This is a genomic window from Erythrobacter sp., assembly GCF_038133525.1.
In the GTDB taxonomy this organism is placed as follows: domain Bacteria; phylum Pseudomonadota; class Alphaproteobacteria; order Sphingomonadales; family Sphingomonadaceae; genus Qipengyuania.
The window spans coordinates 35,142-60,453 of sequence record NZ_JAYPTL010000002.1 but is presented as its reverse complement, the minus strand read 5'-3'; the positions used below and the strand labels follow the sequence as shown (position 1 = coordinate 60,453).

Genomic DNA, 25,312 nt, shown 5'->3' with positions numbered 1-25,312 from the left:
TTCCGGGGGAAAAGTCAAGCGACCAGCAGGCGCCCGCTACCAGTCGACCTTGCCGCGGTTGGCCTTCACCTCACCGCGCACCTTCTTGGCCTTGAGGCGCTGGGCCTTGCCCACGCGATTGACCCGGCTCCTGGCGCGTTTCTTCGGCGGGGTAAGCGCTTCGGCAAGCAAAGCCAACAACCGTTCCCGCGCAGCTTCGCGGTTCTGTTCCTGCGTGCGGTACTCGTTCGCCGTCAGAACGATCTCACCGGCCTTGGTCCACCGGCTGCCAGCAAGTTCCTTGAGCCGGGCGAAGGTTTCGGGGGTGAGCCCCAGCTGGAACACGTCGACCCGTAATTGTACCGCTGTCGCGACCTTGTTGACGTTCTGGCCACCGGGACCGGAAGAGGTGATGAACTTCTCTTCGGCAATCTCGAGCGCCCGATCCGCGATCCTACCCATCGGAAAAGCCGAGCGCCGCGAAGTCCCTTGGCAGCGGAGCGCTGGCTTCGATTGGTGGCTTCCCCTCGCGCGGCACGGTGAGGCTGGCCGCGTGGAGCATGGTGCGGGGTGCGCCCTTGCCGTCTCCGTAAACTGGGTCACCCAGCAGCGGGATGCCCAGGCCCGTCAGCGCGTGAACGCGAATCTGGTGCGTCCGGCCGGTCTCTGGGCGAAATTCGACAAGTGCGTGCCCATCATGATCGCCCAGCACTTGCCAATGCGTGACCGAAGGCTTGCCCTTTTTCGCCGCGATCATCCGCCAGCCCTTTTCGGCGCTGCTGATCTTGGACAGGGCCAGTTCGATTGTGCCTTCGTCCTCCTTGGGAATGCCTGCGAGGATTCCAAGGTAGCGCTTGCCAACCAGCCTGTCCTCGAACGCCTTGGCGAAGCGCTTCAGGGCCTTGGGATTGCGCGCCAGCAGCAGGCAACCGCTGGTATCGGTATCGATGCGATGCACCGCGACCGGGTCCCGTTGAAAGCCAAGGCGCAGGTCGGCAAGGTGGTCTTCGAGGCTCGGTCCGCCCTTGCGCGGGCGTTCGATCGGCAAGCCGCCGGGCTTGTCGATCACCAGTGCCTCACCATCCTCGAACAGGATCGGAATCGCATTCACGCCTTCAACCTCGCATCCATCATCTGCCGCAGGGCATTGCCCAGGAAAAAGCCGCCTTCGAGATCTTCGATGCGCAATTCGGCCTCTCGCGCCAGACCCTGTTCGAGCAGCGACTGCCGCAATACGCCCGGTAGCAGGCCCAGCCGTGCAGGCGGTGTAAGCAGGATGCCGTCAGGCCCACGTACGAAGAGGTTGGTGACGCAGCCTTCGGTCAGCAGTCCGTCCTCGCGCACGAAGATCGTCTCCTGTGCCCCGTGCGTGCGGGCGACCGCCTGCGCGTCCTCATAAAATCCGCGATCACTGGTCTTGTGCTGCAATCGCCAGTCGCCTGGATCGACGGGTAGCGGCATGACGATGGCCTGCGCCGGGGAAGGCCAGGCATCGGGCATGTCCTGAGCCTCGACTGCGAGCGCGCCACCACGCGAAGCGAGCAGGCGGATCCTGCTTGGCTTCTCCAGCACGAAGCATAGCGCATGAAGCTGGTTGCGCGCTTCGTGGCGGTCGAAGGACATGCCAAGCTCTGCCGCGCTGGACTTCATTCGCAACAAATGCGCTTCGAGCAAGGCGATCCCCTCGTCCGGCGTGAAGCGCATGGTCTCGATCAGGTCGAACTGGGCAGCGCGATGATCGGGTGATGACTTGCGGGCAAAGGCCCCCTTGAGCAGGGCTTCACGCCATTCGACGCGCATCTCACTATCGGCGACGATCGCGCCGCCGACGCCGAGCACTGCCTTGCCGCGCCGGTTCTCGATCTCGGTCAGTCGCAGTGTACGGATAGCCACGTTGAATGCCGTGTCTCCTCCGGCATCGATCCGGCCGATCGCCCCGCAATAGGGGCCGCGTGGATCGCGTTCGACTGCGTCGATCAGTTCCATCGCGCGGATCTTGGGCGCGCCCGTAATCGAGCCGCAGGGGAACAGCGCGCGCACCAGATCGATCGCGCCCTCGCCTTCCTTCAATTGGGCGCGTACCACGCTGACCATCTGGTGGACTGTCGGATAACTCTCGACCGCAAAGGGCGCGTCCACCCGCACGCTGCCCGCCTCGGCCACCCGGCTCAGGTCGTTGCGCATGAGGTCGACGATCATCAGGTTCTCGGCCTTGTCCTTGACCGATCCGGCGAGTTCCTCGGCGAGCGCACGATCGCTTGCCTCATCCGACCCGCGTGGACGCGTGCCCTTCATCGGTTTGGCCTTGGCCTCACGGCCCTTGAGCGAGACGAAGAGTTCGGGGCTGAGGCTCAACAGCCAGTGCGAACCGTCGAACACGACGCCGCCATAACCCGCCCGGGCCGATGGGCGGAGTGCTGCGTAAAGCCCCAGCGGGTCGCCGGTAAAACCGCCGGCCAGGGGAAAGGTCAGGTTCGCCTGGTAGATATCGCCCGCACGGATCGCTTCCTGAAGCCGTTCGAAGACCTGGGCATAGCCCCCCGGGCTCAACTGCGGTTCCAGTGGGCCGACGCCCCCATCACCATCGGCCCGCATCGCCAGCCATTCGGGCATGTCGGCCGCGGCGATGGCCGTGGCTTCATCGAACAGGCCAAGCCACACCAGCGGCCCAGCGCCGCCGGTGCGTGCCGGAGCCAGCTTTGCCAGCTTCGGTTCCAGCGCCAATCCGGCTTCATAGGCGATATAGCCGGCCAGGGTTCCACCTTCGCACCGTGCCTTGTCGGCGTCAGCCAGCACCTTCTCGACGTCACTTGCTTGCCGAGCAACGAAGACCGCACGCGGGTGCTCGAACAGCAGAGCGTCGGCGGCGCCGCTGTCGCGCGCATCATCGAGAAGGACGAAGGGATGCCGGTCGGCCATTGTCCCAAGCCTTTAAACGCTGGTGCGCGGCTGTCGAGGGGTGGGTTGACCGCCTGTGCCACCCTGCGCCACACCGCCGTGACGTCAGGTTTAGGGAGCGGGCGCAGCTATGGGCGAAATTTTCCTTGGTGCTACGGAAGCGGGAGAGCGGCAGGCCCTGCTGCTTGGTCAGGCCAATCGCCACGGATTGATTGCCGGTGCGACCGGTACGGGCAAGACCGTGACGCTTCAGGGATTGGCAGAAAGCTTTTCCGCAAACGGGGTGCCGGTGTTCCTCGCCGATGTGAAGGGCGACCTTTCGGGGATCTCGATGCCCGGTTCTGCGCAGTTCAAGCATGCCGACAAGCTTGAAGGGCGCGCGAAACAGCTGGGCATGGACAATTATGCCTATGCCGATAACGCCGCGGTCTTCTGGGATCTCTTCGGTGAGAAGGGCTTTCCCATTCGCACCACCGTGTCGGAAATGGGGCCGCTGTTGCTCGCCCGCCTGCTAGATCTCAATGAAACCCAGGAAGGCGTGCTCAATATCGTCTTTCGCTTTGCCGATGAACAGGGGTTGTTGCTGCTCGACCTCGGGGATCTGCAGGCGATGCTGGCCCACACGGCAGAAAACGCCAAGGAGCTGTCCGCCAAATACGGCAATGTCACCAAGGCCAGCGTCGGGACGATCCAGCGCCAGCTGCTCAGTTTCGAGGCGCAGGGTGCGGACCTTTTCTTCGGGGAGCCGGCACTGGAAATCGACGATTTCCTTAAAGTCGACGAGCAGGGCCGCGGCGTGATCAATGTCCTCTCGGCGCAAAAGCTGATGCAGGGCCCCAAGCTCTATGCAACCTTCCTGCTGTGGCTGCTCGCCGAGCTGTTCGAGAGCCTGCCCGAGGTTGGCGACCCGGACAAGCCGAAGCTGGTGTTCTTCTTCGATGAAGCGCACCTGCTGTTCGACGATGCGCCCGACGCGCTGGAGGACAAGGTCGAGCAGGTCGTGCGACTGATCCGTTCCAAGGGCGTCGGCGTCTATTTCGTCACGCAAAACCCGATCGACATTCCCGAGAAGATCGCCGGTCAGCTTGGCAATCGCATCCAGCACGCGCTGCGCGCCTTCACCCCGCGCGACCAGCGGGCGATCAAGGCCGCAGCTGAAACCTTCCGCATCAACCCCGATCTCGACGTTGCACAAGCCATTACCGAGCTGAGGGTCGGTGAGGCGCTGGTATCGACACTTGATGAAGACGGAGCTCCATCGGTGGTCCAGCGCACGCTGATCAAGCCGCCACATTCCCGCCTGGGCCCGGTGTCGGACAAGGAGCTGGCCATCATCAATTCAGTGAGCGAGATCGACGGAAAATACGATACTGCGGTCGATCGCGAGAGTGCCGAAGAGGTTCTTGCCGCCAAGGCCGCCGATGCCGCTGCCACGGCCGAAGAGGTGGCCGAGAAAGGCCGCGAGGAAGTTGGCAAGCGATCGCGCAAGACCACCTCGATTTGGGAGAAGGCGGGCAAGGCGGCGATTGGGGCGGCGACCGGTTCGGCGGCCAGCATCGCGGCCAGTGCGATCCTGGGCAAGAAGAGCAGCGCCAACCCCTTGCGGACAGCGACCACCGCGGCGGCGGGCACCATCGCGACCGGCTTCGGTGGTGCCCTGGCAGGGCGCTTCGTCCGAAACCTGATCGGCGGACTGATGCGTTAGCTGTATTTCGTCGGTTGCCGATGGCGGTCTGTCGAACAGGCTGTCGGTCGAAAACTGCGCGCGGGCAGTGCAGCCGCGTAAAAAATTCGGGAGCACCCATGCGATCCAAGACTTTCTGCGGCCTGTTGCTGGCCGGTGCGGCACTGTTCACCCCTTTCAACCTTGCCGCACAGGAGGCCCAGGCAGACGCGTCGGTGCTCGCGCTCGGGGAGGTTCCGCGTGGCCAGTTGAGCGACATCGCCATGCCGCAGGCCTATCGCCTCGACACTTATTTCGACCCGAGTTCCGACAGCTTCCGGGGCCACACCGAAATCGACGTCACGCTGGCGCGACCAACCAGTTTCCTCGATCTTCACGGCCGCGGGCTGGTGGTTACGCGCGCGGTCGCGAGCATCGACGGCAAGGACTATGTCGGCGCGTGGACCGATACCGATCCGACCGGGGTGGCGCGGCTGGTCTTCGACGAAGAGCTTCCCGCCGGCAAGGCGACGCTCTCATTCGACTATAGCGGGGGCATCGCGACCAACCCAGCTGGCCTGTTTCGCGCTCAGGTGGGCGGCCAATGGTATGGCTGGAGCCAGTTCGAATCGACCGACGCGCGCGCCGCCTTTCCGTCCTTCGACCAGCCTGGATTCAAGACGCCGTTTACGGTGACCATCCGAACCCGCCCGGGCGAGGTTGCAGTGAGCAATGCGCCAGAGGTTTCAAACACACTTGAAGACGGTTGGCAGGTTCACCGTTTCGCACCCACCCTTCCGCTTCCCACCTATCTCGTGGCGATGATGGCCGGACCCTTTGCGGTCGTCGAAGGCATGGTGCCGCCAACCCCGCAGCGCCCCGATCCGCTGCCGCTGCGGATCGTTTCGGAGCAGACCAACAAGGACAAGCTGGCCTTCGCCCTGGAGAACTCCAAGCCGATCGTCGCGCTGCTCGAGGATTACTTCGGTCAGGCCTTTCCTTATCCCAAGCTCGATCAGATCACCTCGCCGCTGATGCCGGGTGCGATGGAAAACGCCGGCGCGGACCTCTACAATGATGCGATCATCGTGCTCGATGAGAATGCGCCGGTTGGCCAGAAGGGCCTTTTCGGGATGGTGGTCTCGCATGAGTTGGCGCACCAGTGGTTCGGTGACCTGGTCACGCCCGTATGGTGGGACGACATCTGGCTGAACGAGAGTTTCGCCAACTGGATGGGCTTCACCATCGGCGGGGCATGGCGGCCCGATCTGGGTATCGGCGATGGCGCGCTGGGCGAAGGCTTCCAGGCGATGAGCACCGATGAACTGCTCGCCGGCCGTCCGATCCATGAACCGATCCCGACCAACGATCGTATCGACGCCGCCTTCGACGGGATTACCTATGGCAAAGGCGGACACGTCGTATCGATGATTGCCGCTTTCATGGGGCCTGAAAAGTTCCGTGACGGCGTGCGCCGCTATATGGCGGCGCATCGCTATGGCAATGCGACAAGCACCGACTTCTTCGCCGCCATGGCCGAAGCCGCGGGCGATCCGCGAATTACCCAGGCGATGCAGAGTTTTACCGACCAGCAAGGCGTGCCCTTGGTAACGGTCACTGGCAGCAATGGTCGCTATACCGTTAGCCAGAGCCGTTATGCTCCGATCGGCGTGACGGCATCGGATACGCAATGGGGCGTACCGGTGTGCATGCGTCACGGCGAAGATCGCAAATGCGAACTGTTGGCGGGCAAGAGCGCCAGCTTCGAACTTGGCGGATCGGGCGCGCTCATGCCCAATGCTGGGGGTACCGGCTATTACCGTTTTGATTTGCCCGCGACGGAATGGGACCGGTTGATCGCGATTGCGGACACGCTCGAAGGACCCGAGGCGATTGCGCTCGCCGACAGTCTCGATGCCAGCTTCCGCGCCGGCCATGCCTCTCCCGCGCAATTGCTGGCCCTGGCCGTCGAACTCGCGAAAAACCCGGACAGCAATGCGGCGGGCACTGCGTTCAGCGCGCTTGGCTCGATGCGCCGCAGCGGGGTGATGGATGCCGATGCCCGGGCCGCCTACCGCGTATGGGTCGGGAAACTGGCGCAGGAGGATTTTGCGCGGCTCGGTCTCGATCCACGCCTGGGTGCCTATGCAGGTGTCGATCCCGAGATCATCCAGCAGCGCGAGCGCGTAGTCGGCAATCTGATGCTGGCGCGCGATCCCGCGGTTGTTCAACCGTTGACCGATGCAGCCCAGGCCTTTCTGGCTGGGGATGCCGAGGCGCTCGACCCGGCTTTCATGGGTGAAGCTTTCGAAGCTCTGATCGATACTGGCGGCCTCGAAGCAGCCAAGGCGCTGGCCGATAAGGCGTTGGCGTCGGACGACCCGCTGTTCCGACCAACCGCCTTGCGGGCGATTACCGGTTCGGGCGATGAGACGATTGCCCGCTGGGTGCTCGACGGTTTCGACGATGAGCGTCTGCGCCCGTCTGAAAGGGTTTCGACCAAGCTTGGTATTGTGGCTACGCCCGAGACGCGTGAATTGGGCTATGACTGGTTGGTTACGCATCTCGAAGAATTGATGAGTGGATCTTCGGGCATCTTCCTCGCGCGGCGGGTTCCCAGCGTGGCCGGCGGCTTCTGCTCGGTCGATCGTGCCGACGATCTTGCCGAACGCTTCCGGCCGGTACTGGCCGGAACGCCGGGTGCGCTGTCGCTCGAACGGACGATCGAAAGGGTGCGCAATTGCGCCGCGCTCAAGTCCGCGCGCGGAGCCGAGCTGAGCGCTGCCCTGAAGTCCCTCTAGCGACCGGCGGGGATTCGCAATTCTGCTCGCAATCCGCCTTCGGGCCGGTTTGCGAGCACCAGCGTGCCCCCATGCTGTTCGGCCACGGCGCGAGCCAAAGTGAGTCCAAGCCCGGCACCGCCGGTCTCGCGGTTGCGGCTGGCTTCGCCACGCGTGAAGGGCTGGCACATCTCGGCAATGCGATCGTCGGGTATGCCGGGTCCGTCGTCGTCGACCCGCAGCACTGCCAAGTCGCCTTCGCGCAAAACTGAAACGCGGGCCGTGCCAGCATAGCGCAAGGCATTGGTGACGAGGTTTCTAAGCCCGCGCTTGAGCCAGGTCAGGTGGACGGGCGCCGCGAGCCGCCCCGAACTTTCCAGTGTCACCGGCTCGCCCATGTCCTCGAACTCTTCGACCACCGATGCGGCGAGCGCGCCCAGCTCGGTCGGCTCGGCGATGCTGTGGTTGCGCCCGATACGCGCCAGCGCGAGGATTTCGTCGAGCGTCCGAGTAATGTCTTCGATCGTCGCGGCCATCTTGGCCCGCGCCGCTTCGTCCCCGACACCCTCGATCCGCACACGTAAGGCGGTGAGCGGGGTCTTGAGGTCGTGCCCGATCGCGCCGAGCATCACGTCCTTTTCATCGAGCATCGACCCGATGCGGGCCTGCATCGCATTGTGGGCCTCGATCAGGCGCTTCACGTCATCCGGGCCGGTAACCGCGAGCGGTTCCTCGGGCGAACCCGCGCCCGCAAAGCGCTGTGTCCGCTCGGCCAGCGCTGCAAGCGGGCGCGTGATGCGGCGCAATACGAAATAGAGCAATCCCACGAGAACCACGAACAGGATGATCGTCTGAAGCAATAGAGTGCGGACGATCGCGCGATCGCGAGAAGCGATTGCCAGGCGCGCAACCTGCCAGGTCTCGCTGCCTTCCTGGCGCAGGCCTGCGATGACGAGGTCGAACGGCCCCGCGGCGAATTGCCGGTGCGAGGCCGGATGGCGATGTGCCAGCCGTTGGATCTCAGGATCTTCTAGCGCTGGCCTGCTGGTTACCACCACATCCGCGACCGCAATTCCTTGCGATGACAGCAGCTGCGATAAGGCCTCTTCGCGATTGCGGTGGCGCGTGTCGCCCGGGCTGAGGGGACTGGCTGTGCTTTCGCTATAGCGCAGTTCGTGTGGAAGGCGAGGCAGGGGCACGTCTTTGAGACGGACGTTACGCGGGGGCGGTGCGCGGTGGAAGGGCCTGTCGACGGCTGGATCGCGGCCACGGCGTTCGGCGCCGCTCAGCAGCTGGAAGGCCATGGCATGGACGATACCAAGCTCGCGCCGCTGTTCTGCCGCACGGTATAGGAGTGTGGTCGAAATCGCCTGAGCGATAAGGAGTGCGGCAACCAGGGTCAGCATGACCTGGCCGAACAGGCTGCGGGGCATCAGGCGCATCAGCCTTCCCCGCGCGGCAGGCGAGTGACTTCGGCACCGAAGCGATAGCCGCCACCGCGTACCGTCTGGATGAAATGCGGGTTGCGGCTATCGGCTTCCAGCTTGCGTCGCAGGCGGCTGACCTGATTGTCGACCGCGCGGTCGAACAACTGCGCCTCGCGGCCCTGAACCATGTCGAGCAGGCGGTCGCGGTCGAGCACCTGGCGTGGATGATCGCAGAAAGCCCGCAGCATGCGGAATTCGGCGGTCGAGATGGGCACCAGCGTTCCGTCGGGATCGGTCAGGCGTCGCTTGAGCGGGTCGAGTTGCCAGCCCTCGAAATCATAGAGCATGTCCTCGGCAGGGTTGCTGGCCGGGCGGTCGGCACGACGCAGCACCGAACGGATGCGCGCGATCAACTCACGCGGTTCGAAGGGTTTGGTGACATAATCGTCTGCGCCGATCTCAAGCCCTATAATCCGGTCCATCGCTTCGCCCTTGGCGGTCAACAGGATGACAGGGATGCGGCGCGTTTCAACGAGGTGACGGCATAGCGATAGGCCATCTTCCCCGGGCATCATGATGTCGAGCAGGACAAGGTCCGGCACCTCTTGCACCAGCCGGCTACGCGCAGAAGCGGCGCTTTCGGCCTCCTGCACGACGAACCCCTGGCGGGTGAGGTATTCCGCCAGGGGTTCGCGCAGCGATCGCTCATCGTCGACCAGGAGCAGTGACGTGGGTGCGGGATCGGTCATGGACGGTCCATCCCCCCGGCTTGCCAGGCGGTCAACGGCTGATTGCCGGTATCAGTTATCGCTGTGCGCCCCGTGATGTTCGCGCATCCGCTCGCGCATCGCCTTGTGTGCGGCCTCGCGCTCCGCTTGCGAAACCGAGCCGTCACCGTCAGCATCCATCTTGGCGAAGTGCGTAGCGATCGCATTGTCGAACTCTGCGCGGGTAATCGCCTTGTCGCCATCGGTATCGGCCATGTGCATCATCATCTTGGCACCGCCGCCGCCGCGATGTTCGCCGCCATGTCGGCGCTTGCCTTCCCGGTGTTCGCCGCGTGTTTCGTGCATGGTGCGCAGTTCGTCCTGCGACAGGCCGCCGCTCTTGTCGGTATCGGCCTTGGCGAAATGTTCCGCCATCCGGCCTTCGCGCTGCTCGGTCCGTTCGGCGCGGCGCGCCTCGCGGTGTTCCATGCGCGCCACGTGCGCCGCCTTCAGTTCGTCCGGACTCAGTTCGCCATCACCGTTGGTATCCGCCTTGGCGAACATGTCAGAGCCATGGGCACCGCGATCGGCTTCGTCGAGCACGCCGTCGCCATTGGCGTCCATCCTGGCAAACATCTCCGCACCATGGGCCTGCATCTCCGCAAGGGTGATGGTGCCGTCACCATTCGTGTCGGGGTTGTGACGTTCGCCGTGCTGGGCGAGGGCGACGGTGGCACCGGTCAGGGCCAGGGCGGCAACCGAGATGCCTAGGTAAGTCTTTCGCATTGCTACACTCCGTATCTTCGATCGGGTGAGCTGCGGCGGTCGGGTTTGTGGGGGGAGGGAGACCAGGTACCCGCCGCAGCTCGTGTGCCTTCACTATGCCCTCAATGTCGCAGTATTATCCCGGCTGGCTGACGAATTGTATCAGCTTGTAATGCTGGATGACAGTCGTTCAGCGGGGCGCAAGCCAATCAGCGTGGGCGGTGCTCCGTGCCTTCACCGGCAGTGATGAAGATTGCGGTCGCGCAGTCGGCGATGTCCGCGATATGCCAGACCCCGGGTGGGTTGATCGCATAGTCGCCGGCTTCGAGCATAATCGTGGCGCGATGCCCGTCCGGGAATTCCTGCGTCAGTTCCATCCGCCCGGCAGTGCATACCACCAGTTCGTCACCGTGGGGGTGCATCTCCCAGCTTGGCCAGTCTTCGGAAAAGGTATGCTGGCTGACCAGCCGCCCTTCGCGCCCGTCCCCGCCGTGACGAGCGCCATAGGCTTCGTACCACGCCATCCCGTCGAAAGGCGGCTGCGGCACGACCGTCGCGCCGAGGCCGAGATGCACGAAGCTTTCGGCCAATCGACGCGGGCGGTCCATCAGGACACCTTGTCCATCAGGAAGGCGTTGAGCTTGTTGCCGTCGGGATCGCGGAAATAGCCGGCGTAGAAGACCATGCCGTTCGCGTCAGGCTCCCCACGCGGGCCGGGCGCGCCTTCGTCGGTGCCGCCATTGGCGAGAGCGATGTCATAGATCCGCTGGACCTGGTCGCGATCCTTCGCCTCGAAAGCCACCATCACGCCGTTGCCGACCGTTGCTGGATTGCCGTCGAATGGCTTGGTCAGGCCGATACCGGCCCCGCCGCCGGGTTCGCCCCAAGCGATGAAGGTGTCGAATTCCATCATCCGGCCGATCCCCAGCTCACCGGTGATGAGGTCATAGAATTTCGCGGCGCGCGCGAGGTCATTGGTACCGAGGGTGACGTATCCGATCATGTTCCTGCTCCTTGTGACGCGACTCGCGTTAATTGGAACATTACAAGAACAACCTCGGAGCTACAAGGGTGCGCATTCGCGGGTGAGCCAGGCCAGGTCTTCACCTTCGAGTTGTGGGGCGAGAATCTCGTGGACCTTGGCGTGATAGCGGTTCCACCAGCCGATTTCGGCTTCGGACAGCATGCGCTTGTCGACCAGCTTGCGGTCGAGCGGTACGAACGTCAGCGTCTCGAAGGCGAGGTAGTCGCCTTCGCTCTCGATCTGCGCCGGGACCACCAGCACGAGGTTCTCGATCCGGATGCCGTAATGGCCTGCCTTGTAATAGCCGGGCTCGTTCGAAAGGATCATCCCTGCGCGCAGTTCGGTTCCGCTGCCCGGATAGGGCCCGTTGGGCTTGGCAATTCGTTGCGGCCCTTCGTGCACCGAGAGATAGCTGCCGACGCCATGGCCGGTGCCGTGATTGAAATCGACCCCGCCGGCCCACAGGTGCATCCGCGCCAGTGCGTCGAGCGCGCCGCCGGTCGTACCCTGGGGAAAGGTCTGCATGGCAAGCTGGATGTGCCCCTTGAGCACGCGCGTATTGCGCTCGACCATCTCCGCCGTCGGCTGGCCCGGTCCGACCCACACGGTGCGGGTGATGTCGGTGGTGCCGTCGGCATATTGCCCGCCTGAATCGACTAGATAGATCGAGGAAGGTGGGATCGGGATATTGCTGTCCTCGTCGACCTTGTAGTGCGGCAGGGCGGCGTGTGGTCCGGCTGCGCTGATCGTGTCGAAGGAACAATCGCGCAGCACGCCGCCTGCCTGCCGGAAAGCGAGCAGCTTGGCTGCGGCAGTGAGCTCGTCGATCCCGCCCTTGGGTGCTTCGATCTCAAGCCAGCGCAGGAAGCGGACGACCGCCGCTCCGTCGCGTGCCTGCGCATCGCGCTGGCCCCGCTGCTCCGCGGCGTTCTTGATGGCTTTGGGCAAGACGGTAGGATCGCCTTCGCGCACGACCTTGGCACCGCCCGTTTCCAGGGCGTGGAAGATCCCCGCCACCGCGTGTTGTGGGTCGACCGCGACCGTCTTCCCGGCGAAGCTGGCCAACGCCGGGAGGAACTGGTCGCGCGGGCGCACGGTCACGGCATTGCCGAGGTGCTGGGCAAGCTCGGGCGTTACCTTCTCGGGCGCGATGAAGAGCTCTGCCGTGCCATCGGCGTGGGCCAGGACATAGGACAGCGCAACAGGTGTGTTGTCGACATCGGTGCCGCGCATGTTGAGCAGCCAGGCGACCGAATCGAGCGCGGTGATGACGGTTGCGTCATAGCCTTCGCGCTTGAGCCAGTCGGCCACCTCGGCGCGCTTTTCCGCGCTCGATCGGCCTGCCAGCTTCTCGTCATGCGGCGTCGCGACGTTGAGCGATGGTTGCGGGCGGTCGCCCCAGATGGCGTCGATCGGATTTCCGTCGACCGGAACCAGCTCGATCCCCTTCTTGGCAAATTGCTTGCCGGCCGTTTCGGCCCAATCGATCCCGTGGAGCCAGGCATCATAGCCGATCCGCGACCCTTGGGCGGCATGTTCGGCGATCCACTTGGCGGGGCTGGTCGCGGGGACATCCTCATAATCGTACAGCTTGCCGTCGACCTGATCGCGCACCTGCACGGTATAGCGGCCGTCGGTGAACATCGCCGCCTTGTCCTTGAGCACCACGGCGCTGCCTGCGCTCCCGCCGAAGCCGGTCAGCCATTTGAGCCGCTGGGCGTAGGAGCCGACATATTCGCTCATATGTTCGTCCGAGATCGGAATGACGAAGCCGTCCAGTCCGCGTTTCGCCAGCTCCTTGCGCAATCCGTCGAGCCGGGCTTCGTGGGTTTGCATCAACATCGCGGGGTCCTTTTGTCCTGTGCGCCGGTGGTTTCGCTTCCCGGCGCTTGCCGCGCACCCTTGGCGCGCATAGTCATGCGCCCCACTTAGGCCGCTCTGGCACCCATTTCCACCCGTTCCCCCGACAAGGAGTTGTCCCATTTCGACGAGCCGCCCTGCCGCCCCGCCCAAGGCCGAAAAGCGTGAGTTTTCCTATTCGCATCACGGGATCACCATCGCTGATCCCTATGCCTGGCTGCGCGATCCCGGCTATCCCGAGGTGACCGATAAGGATGTGCTGGCCCATCTCGAGGCGGAGAACGCCTGGTTCGAAATGCGGATGGAACCGCACAAACCGCTGGTGGATGCGCTGTTCAAGGAGATGCGGGCGCGCATCAAGGAAGACGATTCGACCGTCCCGCAGCGCCGGGGCGACTGGCTCTATTGGTCGGAATTCGAAGAGGGCGCGGAGTATCGCAAATATTACCGCAAGCCCATTGGCGACGGCGATCCACAGCTGATCCTCGATGAGAATGCGCTGGCCGAAGGGCTGGAATACTTCCGCCTGGGCGCCTTCACCGTGAGCCGGGACGGCAATATTCTCGCCTATTCGTTCGATGGCAGCGGATCGGAGCGTTTTCGTGTTCGTTTCAAGAGCCTCGGCAATCAGATCCCGCCCAGCGAGGAGATCGTTGATGTGCGAGCACCTTGGGGCGATGATGCCATAGAGGGTACATTGGGCAATCTCGTCTTCACTCCCGACGGGACGCAGCTTGTCTACGGCTTGGTCAATGACAGCTGGCGTGTTGACCGCCTCATGGTGCACCGACTTGGTACGCCGCAAAGCGAAGATCGCCTCGTCTACCTTGAGAAAGACGATTCGTTTCAGGTCGGCGCGGCATTGTCGGCGCAAGAAGATTGGCTGATCATCGGTACCGGTGACAACGAAACATCCGAGGTGCACCTTGCCCCCGCAAACGAACCGACTGCAAAGCCGATCTTGGTGAAGCCGCGCCAGAAAGGCGTCGAATATGACGTCGACCTGCGCGACGGGGTGGTGTGGATCCACGCCAACGACGATCACGTCAATTTCCGCCTCGCCACCGCGTCTCTCGCCAATCCGGGGGAATGGACCACGCTGATCGAGGGTTCGGATGAATTCTATCTCGACGGCTTCGAACTCTACCGCGATTTCTATGTGACCGAGGGGCGGCTCAATGGCCTCGACCAGATCCAGCTCCGTTCCTACGAGGACCCCAGCCTGGTCAAGCCGATCGCCTTCGCCGAGCCGAGCTACACTACCGGCCTGACCAACAATCCCGAATACCATCAGGACAAGTTGCGGCTGTCGTACCAAAGCATGGTCACACCGGATTCGGTCTATGACTATCACGTCGCCAGCGGAGAGCTCGAGCTGCTCAAGCAGCAGGAGATCCCGAGCGGTTACGACCCCTCGCTCTATGTCACCGAACGGCTCGAGATCGAGGCGCGCGACGGGACCAAGGTTCCGGTCAGCGTAGTCATGCGCAAGGATCGCAAGCCGGGCGGGCCACTGCACCTCTATGCCTATGGTGCGTACGGCTATGCCGTGCCGCCGGGTTTTTCGACCACGCGGTTGAGCCTGGTCGATCGCGGCTTTGCCTATGCCATCGCCCATATCCGCGGCGGCGACGACCTGGGGCGCAAATGGTACCTGGCCGGCAAACTCGAAGAGCGGACCAATACCTTCAACGACTTCGTTGATGTGGCCAAGGGTCTGGTAGCAAAGGGTTACACCGCCAAGGGTCGCATCAGCATCTCCGGCGGTTCGGCTGGAGGCGAATTGATGGGCGTCGTCGCCAATACCGATCCCGAGCTATGGGGTGCGGTGGTGGCGCATGTCCCCTTCGTCGACGTGCTTGCAACCATGCTCGACGGTGATCTGCCGCTGACCCCGGGCGAATGGCCCGAATGGGGCAATCCGATCACCTCCAAACGCGCCTTCGCGCAGATCCTCGCCTATTCGCCTTATGACCAGGTGGCAGCGCAGGATTATCCGCCGATGCTGGTGACCGCCGGGCTCAACGACCCTCGCGTGACCTATTGGGAGCCGGCAAAGTGGGTCGCCAAATTGCGCGAGTCCAAAACAGACGGCAACGAACTGCTGCTCAAGACCAATATGGGCGCGGGTCATGGCGGGAAGTCAGGCCGGTTCGAATCCATCCGCGAGACGGCCGAAGAAGTTGCATTCGTGCTCTGGCAGCTCGGCCTGGCCGAATGATAGGGACGGCACCGCAATGAAGCGCTTCAATCGCACATTCGTGGCCGCGCCTGAACACATCGACGAGCTCGGGCACGTCAACAATGCCGTCTGGGTGCAGTGGATCCAGGACGTGGCAACCGCGCATTGGGATTCGGTAGCCCGCCCCAAGGATCTCGAGAGCTATTTCTGGGTCGTGACCCGTCACGAGATCGATTATCGCGGCAATATCGACGAGGGAGAGGCCGTCACGGGTGAAACCTGGATCGAGGGTGCGCCGCGCGGGGCAACCTCAGTTCGACGGGTCGATTTTCGCAACGGAGACGGCAAGATTATCGTGTCCGCGGCGACGACCTGGGCCATGCTCGATCGCGAAACCGGGCGGCTGGTGCGGGTCCGGGCGGAATTGCTTGAACCGTTTGCCTGAGCCTGCAGCTCAGGCGGCGGCAATGGCCCCGCCCGCTTCATCCTCGGGAATGAACAGCTCGAGCCGGTCGTCCATCGTCCGGTTCCGACCAGCGCATTTGGCGGCATAAAGCAATTGATCGGCCCGCGTGTACAGCGTGCCGAAATCGACGCCGGGTTCTGCGCTTACGGCCCCGAAATCGAGGAAACCCATGCTCGCCGTGACCGGCCGTTCGAGCCCTTCCATCATGGCGAAGGTGCGTGCGGTCAATGCGCGGCGCCGCGCCTCAGCGCGCTGGCGTGCATCGTTTCCGCGCAAGAGCAGCAGGAATTCCTCGCCACCGATGCGGAAGACCTGTGCATCCTCGTCACTACCTACGGTCAGGGCTTCGGCCATGCATTTGAGCACCTCGTCGCCAACCGGGTGGCCATGCAGATCGTTGATCTCCTTGAAGTGGTCGATGTCGAGCAACGCCATGGCATGGAAGCCTTCGGCCACGAGGTCGGCATACCGCGTGGTCAGCGCGCGGCGATTGAACAGGCCGGTTAGCTCGTCCCGTTCGCTCAGTACTTCGAGCGAACGCGCTTCGCTGACGGCCTGGTCGCGCTCGCGCTTGATCGAGATGAAACGGTCAGCCACGGCAAGCGCCGTTGCCACCACTTCGAATAGCAGCGCGAGGTTCTGCGGCCAGGTTTCGTCAAAGCCATACGCGTTGGGCGAGACGACAGTGGTCGTGAACTGGATCAGCATGATCCCCGCGAATGGCGCAAATCCGAAGATCAGATAGGGTGCCATTCGGCTGCCCATCCGCCAGCAGCTCCATAGCACATGGAAGTATCCGCCCAGCAGGATCATGTAAGTGCCGAAATAGGCATGATCGATCCAGCGGGCGAACAGATCGGGCCGGAAGGTCGTCAGCGATCCGATGGTCAGGGCACCGACAGCGATCCCCATGAGGAGCAGGCGCTTTCGCCGACAGAAGAATTCAGGCTCGATGAAATTGCTGGCGAACAGCATGGTCGCCGCGATCATGATGTCGACGCTGAAATAGGTGATCAACAATTCGGTCTCGAAGCCGATCGGGGTGAGCAGCGGGATCAGGCCAGAGACGGCAGCCGTCTGGACGAAGGCCATGAGACAGAACAGCGCGTGGAACAGCGGGAATGGCTCGCGCAGTGCTCGATAATAGCCGAAGTCGAACAGCATCGGGGCGAGCAGCAGGCCGCAGATCAGCGCCGCGAGCAAATGGGCATAGCCTGCCAGCGGCGGCATCGATGCGTTCTCGACGAGCTCAGCATTGGCAAAGGCTTCAGGCCACTTCGTTCCGTCGATTACAAAGACGACCGAAGCGGCCTGTTCCTGAATCTCGGGCAGCGAGATGATCGAGCGGAGGCTTGAGAAGCCCAGGCTGGTCTCGTTGAAAGCGTAGTTGCGGGTGGCGCTCGAACCGTCGAGACCTTTGACGATGACGGCCAGGTGGTCGAATTCGTGCCGGTCAAGTTCGGCGAAGCGCGGGTTCGGTTGATCTACGCTGCGGTCGCGCAGGTCGATCCGCACCAGTTGCCTGGGTTTCTTCCAGTCGTATTCGGAGTCCTGACAGATCCAGCGTTCGGGATGGCCTTCGATCACGACGTGATCGAGTGAGGTGGGGCCGGCCGTGTGGCAGATCGAACCAGGTTTGAATTCAGCAGCCGCTGCGGGCAGGGCGAACAATCCCAAGCTCGCCAGAATAGCGAGCATGGCCGCAGCCAGGGCGCGACGCGCCACGGTCACCGTTAACCACCCCATGCCGCCCCGATAGGGCAAAGGACTTAAGGACGGGTTACGGTTCGGTTACGATTTCTTGGACAGGCCAGCAGCTTGCCTAGGCAGCTACTGAGCCGTCCGCGTCGAGTTTGGGATCGAATAATTCGAGGGTATCGTAGATCGTTCGATTCCGACCTTCGCATTTGGCCGAGTAGAGCAACTGGTCTACCCTGGTGTAAAGCATGGCGAAATCGAGATCGGCTTCGCTTGCCACGGCGCTAAAGTCGAGGAAGCCGGCGCTGGCTGTAACAGGCCGTTCCAGGCCGTCCAACTCCTTCAGTACTCTTGCGGTGATGGCCCTTCGGCGTGCCTCGGCGCGGTGGCAGGCGTCGCTGCCATGCAGCAGCAGGAGAAACTCTTCGCCGCCCATGCGGACCAGCTTGCTGGCGGGATCGGCGCTTAACGCATTCGCTGTCAGCTGCAGGACCCGGTCCCCGATGGTGTGGCCATATTCATCATTGATCGATTTGAACCGATCGAGATCGACCAGCATGAAGGACGTGTAGCCTTCGCTCACAAGCCTGTCGAAGTCCTGCGTTATGGCGCGACGGTTGAGTGCTCCTGTCAGGGGGTCGCGCCGCGCCTGCAATGCGAGCGCCTGCGCTTCGGTGAGCATCCGGTCCCGTTCGCGACGCAGCGACAGGAAGCGGTCGGCCACACCGAGGGTCGTCGCCATGACTTCAAGTGCGCCACCGAGCAGGAAGAGCGTGCCGGCGTCGTAGGTGGGCATGCCCGGGATCAGGTGGCTGCTCGTGCGGATCGCCCCCACCATGATCAGGGGGGCGAAACCGATGGCCAGGAAGCGGGCGGATCGACTGCCTTCTCGCCAGGCCTTGGCGATCGCCCAGATAAAATATGGGCTACCGGCAAGGCAGGTCACGTAGAAGAAATCCGCCGGAAAACGGCCAAGCGCATGAAATTGGGGTGCGTGGACGGCAGTAGCGATCGCGACCAGAATTGCATGCCCGTAGAAAATGGCGCGTCCACGTTTTGAGAGATGCTCGCGCTCGAGGAATGACTCGGTGAACAGGCTGGCGCCAATGACGATGGCCCCGAAGCTGGCCACGCCCAGGAACCGTGCCATCGGCAGGCTGAGCGCGAAGAACGGCAGATTGAGGCCGGATACGGTGACCAGGTGAATCAGCGTGCTGCCGACCATACCCGCGTGCATCAGGCTGAAGCGGTCGCGCAGAACGTAGAAGACACCCAGATCGATCAGGATCGGCATGATGAGGATGCCGATAACCAGGGCATAGAGGAGCAAGGCATTGCGCTCTGCTGGGGTCGAACCCGGCAGCCGGGGTTCCAGCCTGAGGTAATCGAGCGGCATGGTTTCCTTGCCACCGGTCATGATGGCGAAGAGGTAGTGTGTTTCCGTGGTGATTTTCGGCAGGGGCAGTGAAAACTGGCGCTCCAGATAGGCCTGCTGGCCATCGGCGAAGTTGTTGCTGGTTACGCGCTGTGCGCCGTCCACATCCTGCGCAACGAAGGTCAGCCGCTCGAAATCCGCCTTGCGGGAAATGGCGTAGCGCAATTGGGCGCGATCATTGCGGTCGATCAGGTCGAACCGGATGATCTGCGCCTTTTCAGGGGCGACATCGAAGCGTGCCGGGCAGTGCCAATCGGAGATTTGCGGCAGATCACCGGCGGCGGGGACGGCATCAAGCGTGACACCACAGCGTTCACCTACCGGCGAATGCCCTGCGGCTTGCGCCTGCACCCCCGGAAGGATGCACAGCGCAAGCAACAGGGCTCCGAACAGACAACGGAATGTACCAACCCACATCACACCGGCGTTTAACCGGGAAAGGTTCGCAGGCGGTAAACCCCTGGTAACGCCTTGTATCAGCCAAGCAGGTCGGTGACCGGGCGGTAAGCGTACCCGAGTTCCTTGGCGACTGCCTCGTAAGTCACTTCGCCACCGTGGACGTTGAGGCCTTCGGCCAGATGCGGGTCGCTACGCAACGCTTCCTTCCACCCGAGCTGCGCAATGCGCAGGGCGTGTGGCAGGGTAACGTTGTTGAGCGCATAGGTGCTGGTGCGCGCCACGGCGCCCGGCATGTTGGCCACGCAATAGTGGACGATATCGTCGATCACGTAAGTTGGATCTGCATGGGTGGTCGGGTGCGAGGTTTCAAAGCAACCGCCCTGGTCGATTGCAACATCGACGAGCACTGCACCCTTCTGCATGTCCTTCAGCATATCACGGCTGACCAGCTTGGGCGCCGCAGCGCCAGGGATCAGCACCGCGCCGATGACGAGGTCTGCCTCACAAACCGATTCATACAGGTTGGCGGCATTGGAGAAGCGGGTCTTGGCGCGGCTTTCGAAATGCGTGCCGACGCGTTCGAGCACTTCGGGGCTGCGATCGAGGATGGTGACATCCGCACCCAGGCCGGCTGCCATTTGCGCGGCGTTGAAGCCAACAACGCCGCCACCGATCACGGTAACCTTACCCGGCATTACGCCCGGAACGCCGCCGAGCAGCACGCCGCGGCCGCCCTGGGCCTTTTCGAGCGCAGTGGCGCCGGCCTGCACGCTCATGCGGCCCGCCACCTGGCTCATCGGCTTGAGCAGCGGCAGTGTGCCGCCGGGGCCCGTAACGGTTTCATAGGCGATCCCGGTCACGCCGCTCGCAAGCAGTTCCTTGGTCTGTTCCGGATCGGGGGCCAGGTGGAGGTAGGTATAGAGGATTTGGCCTTCGCGGAGCCGGGCACGTTCTACCGCCTGGGGTTCCTTGACCTTCACCACCATTTCGCATTCGGCGAAGATCACCTCGGGGCCATCAACGACCTTGGCGCCAGCGGCGACATATTGCGCATCGGTCGCACCGATCCCTGCGCCCGCCTGGGTTTCGATCCAGACCTCGTGACCGTGGTTTACCAGTTCGCGAGCACTCTCTGGGGTGAGGCCGACGCGATATTCGTGGTTCTTGATTTCCTTGGGGCAGCCAATGCGCATGGGGGTTCTCCTCTATTGCGCCAAACATACTCTCATCAGCGCGAGAATTTTTGCCTCATTTGACCTTCCCGGCGGGTAGGATTGGTGATATTTTCCGATTTTCTGTTATTTTTTGGGAAATCATTCGATGGATCGCGCTGACATCAAGCTGCTCGAGGCGCTGCAGAGTGACTCGACTCAATCCATCGCGCAATTGGCCGAGCGGGCCGCTCTTTCACCATCTGCCTGCCACCGCAGGATACGGGCACTGGAGCAGGCCGGGATCATTTCCGGCTATGGTGCGCGGCTCGATCCGCGCAAGCTGGGATTGAGCCTGGTCGTATTCGTGGAGATTACCCTGACCAGCCAAAGCCGAGAGGTCATGGACCGGTTCGAGGATGCGGTGCGCGACTTCGACGATATCCTCGATTGCAACCTGATGTCCGGCAATGCCGACTATCTGTTGCGGGTCGCCGCAGCGGATCTCGCCCAGTTTGACGCAATCCATCGCGATTGCCTTGCGCGTTTACCCGGCGTTTCCTCGATGCGCTCGAGCTTCACGATCCGCAACATCAAGACATGGCGAGGCTATCCCATCGCGCGCTGTTCCAGCCCCGCTTGAGGGGGTTTTCCGGTCAGCCGTCGAATTTTTCGATTGTTGCCAAAAAACCCGATTCTTACGCAATATTCTCGGTATGCACTGGGGCGCCTTGCACCGAACCTGTCGTTTCGTATGCAGACGCTAAGGGTCAAGGGCGGGAGAAGCCTCGCAAGGCTGCATCTCCTGCATGTCGGTAGCAAGACGGAGGGAACGATGAACAAGCGGGTTACCCAGACTTCAATCAAGGCATTGCTGGTAGGAGCAACGGCGGTTTGCGCGATTGCGAGCGCCGATGTCGCGATGGCTCAGGATGCCGAAACAAGTGCCGACGAAACCCCATCGGGATCGATCGTCGTCCTCGGGACGCGCCGTACCGACCGCAGCGCGACCGATTCCGCTTCGCCTGTCGACGTTATCGATGCGGCCGAGCTTCAGCAGCAGCCCGCGGCGAACATGCTCGATGTCGTGAAGAACATCGTTCCGTCGTTCTTCGTGCCGCAGAACACCATTTCCGACGCCTCCACCTTCGTGCGCGCACCATCGCTGCGCGGTCTGCCAGCTGACAACATCCTCGTCATGCTCAATGGCAAGCGCTTCAACCGTTCGGCCCTGGTGCAGGTCTATACCGGTGGCGACACCGCGCTGTCCTTTGGTTCTCAGGGTGCCGATATTTCATCGATCCCGGCGATCGCGGTAGGCAATTTGCAGGTGCTGCGCGACGGCGCAACGGCCCAATACGGTTCTGACGCCATCGGCGGCGTGCTCAACTACGGCCTGCGTGACGATATCGGTTTCGAGGCGCAGGGGCTTTACGGCCAGAATTACGACAATGGCGGCGACGGTGAGACCTGGCAGGTCGCTGGCTATGGCGGCGTGGCCCTGGGCGATGCCGGCTTCATTTCGCTCGCCGGCGAATATTCGGACACCAATGGCACCAGCCGCGGCGTGCAACGCCCCTCGGCAGTCAACTTCGCCAACCAATTCCCCAATCTCGCCGACCAGTTGCCCAATTATCCGGGCCCTGTGCAGATTTGGGGTACGTCACCATCGCATGGCTGGAAATTCATCCTCAACAGCGAGATCGAACTGTCGCCCAATGCGACGTTCTACCTGTTCGGCAACCTCGCACGATCCAAGGCGGACCAGAGCTTCAACTATCGTGAAGCGGTCACGACCACGGCAACCCGCTTCGATGGTACGAACAATACCACGGGTACGCTGAGTGCCAACTCGGCATTCCGTCACCCGATTTATCTGACCCCATGCCCAACGGGTAGCGCCACCTGCCCATCGGGTGGCTGGGTCAAGGATAGTAATGTTTTCAACTTCACCGAACTGTACCCGGCCGGTTTCACACCGCGTTTCGTGGGTGTGACCAAGCAGGCCATCGGCGTGGCGGGTGTCCGCGGTGAAATGGATTCGGGCTTCACCTATGATGTTTCGGGTTCGCTTGCGCGCCAGTCACTCAACCTGTCGATGTATAATTCGCTGGCGCCATCCTACGGCCCTGACACGCAGACCGAATTCGAGTTCGGCACGCTGATCCAGCGCGAAATCAACCTGAACCTCGACATGACCTATCCGCTCGACTTCGGGCTAGCCAGCCCACTGACCTTGTCGGGTGGCGCCGAATTCCGGCGCGAGGAATATGAAGCCACCGAAGGCGACCCACAGTCCTATGGCGCGGGCCCCTATGCGGTTCAGAACCTCTATGTTGACCAGGGCGGCGGGGTCTATGCCTTCGACTCGACCGTTACCCTGCCTCCGGCTGCAAGCGGTTATGGCGGCACCAGCCCCACCTTTGCCGGCAAGAGCAGCGAAAAGAGCTACGGCTTCTATGTCGGCCTTGAAGGTGACATTACCGAACGCTTCTCGATGGGCGTTGCCGGCCGTTACGAACACTACGAGAACTTCGGCAGCACGACCGTGGGCAAGGTCAATGCGCGCCTCGAACTGTCGGACATTCTCGCCATCCGCGCCACTGCGGGCACTGGGTTCCACGCTCCTTCGCCGGGCCAGAACAACGTGCAGGTGCTGACCACCACCTTCATCCAGGGCAACCAGGTCCAGGTGGGCACCTATCCGGTGACCAGCGACATCGCGCAGTATTTCGGTGCGACAACTCTTGGCCCCGAAGAATCAACGAACTTTGGTGCCGGCTTCGTGCTCGAGCCGACCAGCAACTTTACCGTCACGGTTGACGCCTACTCGATCAAGGTCCGCGACCGTATCGGTATCTCGCAGACCTTCAACGTCACTGCCGCCGATATCGTAGCACTTCCGTCGCTGGCCGGCGTTGGCGAAGGTGGGTCGGTCCAGTACTTCACCAATGGGTTCGATACGCGGACCCGGGGCGTCGATCTGGTGGCGACCTATCGCACCGGGCTGGCCGATGGCGATCTCAACATGACGCTCGCCTATAACTACAACAAGAGCAAGGTGACCGACTTCGATCCTGGCGTCATCGGGCCGACCCAGCTGATCGATATCAAGTACCTCGCCCCGAACCATCGGGCCACTTTCGCAGCCAACTGGTCGTCTGGACCGTGGTCGGTCAATCTGCGCGAGAGCTACTATGGCGAATGGCGGGATTCGAACGATTACCCGATCCGTGAGGGCAACCTCTCAACCGGCGCAATCATTGATGGCCAGCATTTCGGTGCCAAGTTCATCACTGACCTCGATGTGAGCTATACCTTCGCTGAGAAATACACGCTCACGTTGGGTGCGAACAATCTGTTCAATACCTATCCCGACAAGATCGCGGCAACGATCAACAACCCGATCTATGACTCCACCGGTAGCATCTCCAACGGCTCGGTCTATCCGCGCCCGGGTGGCCCGTTCGGGATCAACGGTGGTTTCTGGTACGCCCGCATTCGCGTGAAGTACTGATCGCCTAACTCATGAAAACGTAAGGGCGGGGGAGCAAATCTCCCGCCCTTTCCTTTTGCCTGCCGATATTGGCAGGCAAGCCTGTCCAGTGGGTGCCTTCGAAATTCGGCATGATCGGCCGAATGACCGGCTGTGACGAAATTGTTACAACTGTAAATTTTGAGAAGTGCCTGCACATTTTTCGCTGTGCGGAATGGCAGTTACGCGCGATTCTATGGTCACCATAGTCAAAGGAAAGACCCGATGCGTCGTACCCTCATTCTTGCGGCCAGCACCTCTGTGCTTGCGCTCACCGTTCCTGTCGCAGCCCAAGCGCAAGACGCTGGGGCTGACGCTGTCGAAACCCAGGAACCCTCCGAAGCCATCGTCGTAACCGGCTCGAGAATCCGCCGCGACCCGCTCGACAATCCGTCGCCGGTTGTGACGCTCGATCAGGGCGCCTTGCAGCAGTCCGGCCTTTCGTCGGTCGCCGACATCCTTCAGCGCCTGCCGAGCGCAGCTGGCGGCCTCAACACGCGCGTGAACAACTCGGGTAACATTGGCAACCCGCAGGATGGCGGCGGTGTCGGCGCAGGTACCGCCGAAATCGACCTGCGCTATTTGCTGGCCAAGCGCACACTCGTCCTGGTCGACGGTCTTCGTTACGTCCCGGCGACTGCAGCCAGCGGCATTCCATCGACCATCGACCTTAACTCGATTCCGCAGGGTATGATCCAGCGGATCGAAGTCCTTCAGTCCGGCCAGTCGCCGCTTTACGGCTCCGACGCGATTGCCGGCGTCGTCAACATCATCACCAAGAGCCGCCAGGACGGCCTCCAGGCCTCGGCCAAATACGGCCAATACCTGGCGGAAGGCGATGGCGAGACGACCGAACTGAGCGTGAGCTACGGCACGCGTGGTCCCGGCATCGAAGTCGTCTTTGGTGCCGACTACGTGGATCAGAAGCAAATTCTCACCGCCGACCGTGCGTTGACGCAATTCCCGAACCCTGGCCAGACCAGCTGTACCGATGCGGTCGGCGGTTGTTCGTCGGGCACGCTGGGCGGGCGTATTGTGTTCAACCCGGGCAACCCTTCGCTGCCCGCAGGCGGTAGCGTTACCGTGCGCAACTCGCCGCTGACGACCCGCGGTGTCTACGATCCCACGCTGGTCGGAGGCGATTTCCGCGCTTTCACCAACGCGGATCGCTTCAACTTCGCACCCTTCAACCTGCTGGTGACGCCATCAGAACGCTATGGCGCCTGGCTCAGCACCAAGATCGAGGTTTCAGACTCGATCAATCTGCGTACGCGGTTCGTTTACAACCGCCGCAACTCGAAGAACCAGGCGGCCTTCTTGCCGCTCTTCATCGGACCCGATGC

The 25,312-nt window shown here is 62.6% G+C and carries 19 protein-coding genes; 7 read left to right on the top strand and 12 right to left on the bottom strand.

The features are described 5' to 3' along the window. Positions 1–36 precede the first annotated feature (36 nt). From arfB to pabB, 3 genes are read right to left on the bottom strand one after another with little or no spacing between them, the layout of a single operon-like run. Positions 37–441, bottom strand: coding sequence for an alternative ribosome rescue aminoacyl-tRNA hydrolase ArfB (gene arfB, locus AAFM29_RS00995; RefSeq protein ID WP_341710952.1), 405 nt, complete (start codon positions 439–441; stop codon positions 37–39). After that, positions 434–1,090: an RNA pseudouridine synthase gene (locus AAFM29_RS00990; protein WP_341710951.1), complete on the bottom strand. Its 657-nt coding sequence runs from the start codon at positions 1,088–1,090 to the stop codon at positions 434–436. The genes arfB and AAFM29_RS00990 overlap by 8 nt, the downstream gene beginning before the upstream one ends. Continuing rightward, positions 1,087–2,898 carry an aminodeoxychorismate synthase component I gene (gene pabB, locus AAFM29_RS00985; RefSeq protein WP_341710950.1) on the bottom strand — a complete coding sequence of 604 codons (1,812 nt, stop codon included), beginning with the start codon at positions 2,896–2,898 and terminating at the stop codon, positions 1,087–1,089. The genes AAFM29_RS00990 and pabB overlap by 4 nt, the downstream gene beginning before the upstream one ends. Before the next feature lie 109 nt (positions 2,899–3,007). Between pabB and AAFM29_RS00980 the strand changes: the two genes are divergently transcribed. Together AAFM29_RS00980 and AAFM29_RS00975 are read left to right on the top strand one after the other, a co-directional pair. Continuing rightward, positions 3,008–4,582 carry a helicase HerA-like domain-containing protein gene (locus tag AAFM29_RS00980; RefSeq protein WP_341710949.1) on the top strand — a complete coding sequence of 525 codons (1,575 nt, stop codon included), beginning with the start codon at positions 3,008–3,010 and terminating at the stop codon, positions 4,580–4,582. A 98-nt stretch (positions 4,583–4,680) separates the two neighbouring features. Then, positions 4,681–7,341: a M1 family metallopeptidase gene (locus tag AAFM29_RS00975; RefSeq protein ID WP_341710948.1), complete on the top strand. Its 2,661-nt coding sequence runs from the start codon at positions 4,681–4,683 to the stop codon at positions 7,339–7,341. Here AAFM29_RS00975 and AAFM29_RS00970 read toward each other — a convergent pair. The 6 genes from AAFM29_RS00970 to AAFM29_RS00945 form a co-directional block, all read right to left on the bottom strand. Continuing rightward, on the bottom strand, positions 7,338–8,762 hold the full coding sequence (locus AAFM29_RS00970; protein WP_341710947.1) for an ATP-binding protein: 1,425 nt from the start codon (positions 8,760–8,762) through the stop codon (positions 7,338–7,340). The two genes, AAFM29_RS00975 and AAFM29_RS00970, sit on opposite strands and share 4 nt — an antisense overlap. Next, positions 8,762–9,496 (bottom strand): response regulator, encoded by a 735-nt coding sequence (locus AAFM29_RS00965; RefSeq protein WP_341710946.1) that lies wholly within the window; start codon positions 9,494–9,496, stop codon positions 8,762–8,764. Before AAFM29_RS00965 ends, AAFM29_RS00970 begins: the two co-directional genes overlap by 1 nt. Before the next feature lie 51 nt (positions 9,497–9,547). Next, positions 9,548–10,240 carry a hypothetical protein gene (locus AAFM29_RS00960; protein WP_341710945.1) on the bottom strand — a complete coding sequence of 231 codons (693 nt, stop codon included), beginning with the start codon at positions 10,238–10,240 and terminating at the stop codon, positions 9,548–9,550. A 188-nt stretch (positions 10,241–10,428) separates the two neighbouring features. Continuing rightward, the gene (locus AAFM29_RS00955; protein ID WP_341710944.1) at positions 10,429–10,827 is read right to left on the bottom strand and encodes a cupin; all 399 of its coding nucleotides are present in this window, start codon (positions 10,825–10,827) and stop codon (positions 10,429–10,431) included. Further along, a complete protein-coding gene (locus AAFM29_RS00950) occupies positions 10,827–11,222 on the bottom strand; it encodes a VOC family protein (protein ID WP_341710943.1) in 396 nt (131 codons plus the stop codon). The genes AAFM29_RS00955 and AAFM29_RS00950 overlap by 1 nt, the downstream gene beginning before the upstream one ends. A 60-nt stretch (positions 11,223–11,282) precedes the next feature. Beyond that, positions 11,283–13,085 (bottom strand): aminopeptidase P family protein, encoded by a 1,803-nt coding sequence (locus tag AAFM29_RS00945; RefSeq protein WP_341710942.1) that lies wholly within the window; start codon positions 13,083–13,085, stop codon positions 11,283–11,285. Between the two features lie 139 nt (positions 13,086–13,224). Between AAFM29_RS00945 and AAFM29_RS00940 the strand changes: the two genes are divergently transcribed. Continuing rightward, positions 13,225–15,324 carry a S9 family peptidase gene (locus AAFM29_RS00940; protein WP_341711000.1) on the top strand — a complete coding sequence of 700 codons (2,100 nt, stop codon included), beginning with the start codon at positions 13,225–13,227 and terminating at the stop codon, positions 15,322–15,324. Positions 15,325–15,340: 16 nt separating this feature from the next. Next, positions 15,341–15,730, top strand: coding sequence for an acyl-CoA thioesterase (locus AAFM29_RS00935; RefSeq protein ID WP_341710941.1), 390 nt, complete (start codon positions 15,341–15,343; stop codon positions 15,728–15,730). A gap of 9 nt (positions 15,731–15,739) precedes the next feature. On the opposite strand, the gene AAFM29_RS00930 is transcribed toward AAFM29_RS00935, so the two are convergent. From AAFM29_RS00930 to ald, 3 genes are all read right to left on the bottom strand, one after another. Then, positions 15,740–17,476, bottom strand: coding sequence for a diguanylate cyclase (locus AAFM29_RS00930; protein ID WP_341710940.1), 1,737 nt, complete (start codon positions 17,474–17,476; stop codon positions 15,740–15,742). Between the two features lie 97 nt (positions 17,477–17,573). Beyond that, positions 17,574–19,235, bottom strand: coding sequence for a diguanylate cyclase (locus tag AAFM29_RS00925; RefSeq protein ID WP_341710939.1), 1,662 nt, complete (start codon positions 19,233–19,235; stop codon positions 17,574–17,576). A 125-nt stretch (positions 19,236–19,360) separates the two neighbouring features. Beyond that, the gene (gene ald, locus AAFM29_RS00920; protein ID WP_341710938.1) at positions 19,361–20,476 is read right to left on the bottom strand and encodes an alanine dehydrogenase; all 1,116 of its coding nucleotides are present in this window, start codon (positions 20,474–20,476) and stop codon (positions 19,361–19,363) included. Between the two features lie 127 nt (positions 20,477–20,603). Here ald and AAFM29_RS00915 point away from each other — a divergent pair, with 127 nt between their 5' ends. From AAFM29_RS00915 to AAFM29_RS00905, 3 genes are all read left to right on the top strand, one after another. Further along, positions 20,604–21,077, top strand: a complete 474-nt coding sequence (locus tag AAFM29_RS00915) for an Lrp/AsnC family transcriptional regulator (protein WP_341710937.1) — start codon at positions 20,604–20,606, stop codon at positions 21,075–21,077. 192 nt (positions 21,078–21,269) lie between these two features. Beyond that, entirely contained in the window at positions 21,270–23,951 is a 2,682-nt protein-coding gene (locus AAFM29_RS00910) for a TonB-dependent receptor domain-containing protein (protein ID WP_341710936.1), read from the top strand. A gap of 243 nt (positions 23,952–24,194) precedes the next feature. Beyond that, on the top strand, positions 24,195–25,312 hold a 1,118-nt coding region (locus AAFM29_RS00905; protein WP_341710935.1), incomplete at its 3' end, for a TonB-dependent receptor plug domain-containing protein.

Coding starts and splice junctions, on each gene's coding strand:
- arfB (WP_341710952.1), bottom strand. CDS start 441: ATGGGTAGGATCGCGGATCGGGCGCTCGAGATTGCCGAAGAGAAGTTC.
- pabB (WP_341710950.1), bottom strand. CDS start 2,898: ATGGCCGACCGGCATCCCTTCGTCCTTCTCGATGATGCGCGCGACAGC.
- AAFM29_RS00980 (WP_341710949.1), top strand. CDS start 3,008: ATGGGCGAAATTTTCCTTGGTGCTACGGAAGCGGGAGAGCGGCAGGCC.
- AAFM29_RS00975 (WP_341710948.1), top strand. CDS start 4,681: ATGCGATCCAAGACTTTCTGCGGCCTGTTGCTGGCCGGTGCGGCACTG.
- AAFM29_RS00970 (WP_341710947.1), bottom strand. CDS start 8,762: ATGCGCCTGATGCCCCGCAGCCTGTTCGGCCAGGTCATGCTGACCCTG.
- AAFM29_RS00965 (WP_341710946.1), bottom strand. CDS start 9,496: ATGACCGATCCCGCACCCACGTCACTGCTCCTGGTCGACGATGAGCGA.
- AAFM29_RS00960 (WP_341710945.1), bottom strand. CDS start 10,240: ATGCGAAAGACTTACCTAGGCATCTCGGTTGCCGCCCTGGCCCTGACC.
- AAFM29_RS00955 (WP_341710944.1), bottom strand. CDS start 10,827: ATGGACCGCCCGCGTCGATTGGCCGAAAGCTTCGTGCATCTCGGCCTC.
- AAFM29_RS00950 (WP_341710943.1), bottom strand. CDS start 11,222: ATGATCGGATACGTCACCCTCGGTACCAATGACCTCGCGCGCGCCGCG.
- AAFM29_RS00945 (WP_341710942.1), bottom strand. CDS start 13,085: ATGTTGATGCAAACCCACGAAGCCCGGCTCGACGGATTGCGCAAGGAG.
- AAFM29_RS00935 (WP_341710941.1), top strand. CDS start 15,341: ATGAAGCGCTTCAATCGCACATTCGTGGCCGCGCCTGAACACATCGAC.
- ald (WP_341710938.1), bottom strand. CDS start 20,476: ATGCGCATTGGCTGCCCCAAGGAAATCAAGAACCACGAATATCGCGTC.
- AAFM29_RS00915 (WP_341710937.1), top strand. CDS start 20,604: ATGGATCGCGCTGACATCAAGCTGCTCGAGGCGCTGCAGAGTGACTCG.
- AAFM29_RS00910 (WP_341710936.1), top strand. CDS start 21,270: ATGAACAAGCGGGTTACCCAGACTTCAATCAAGGCATTGCTGGTAGGA.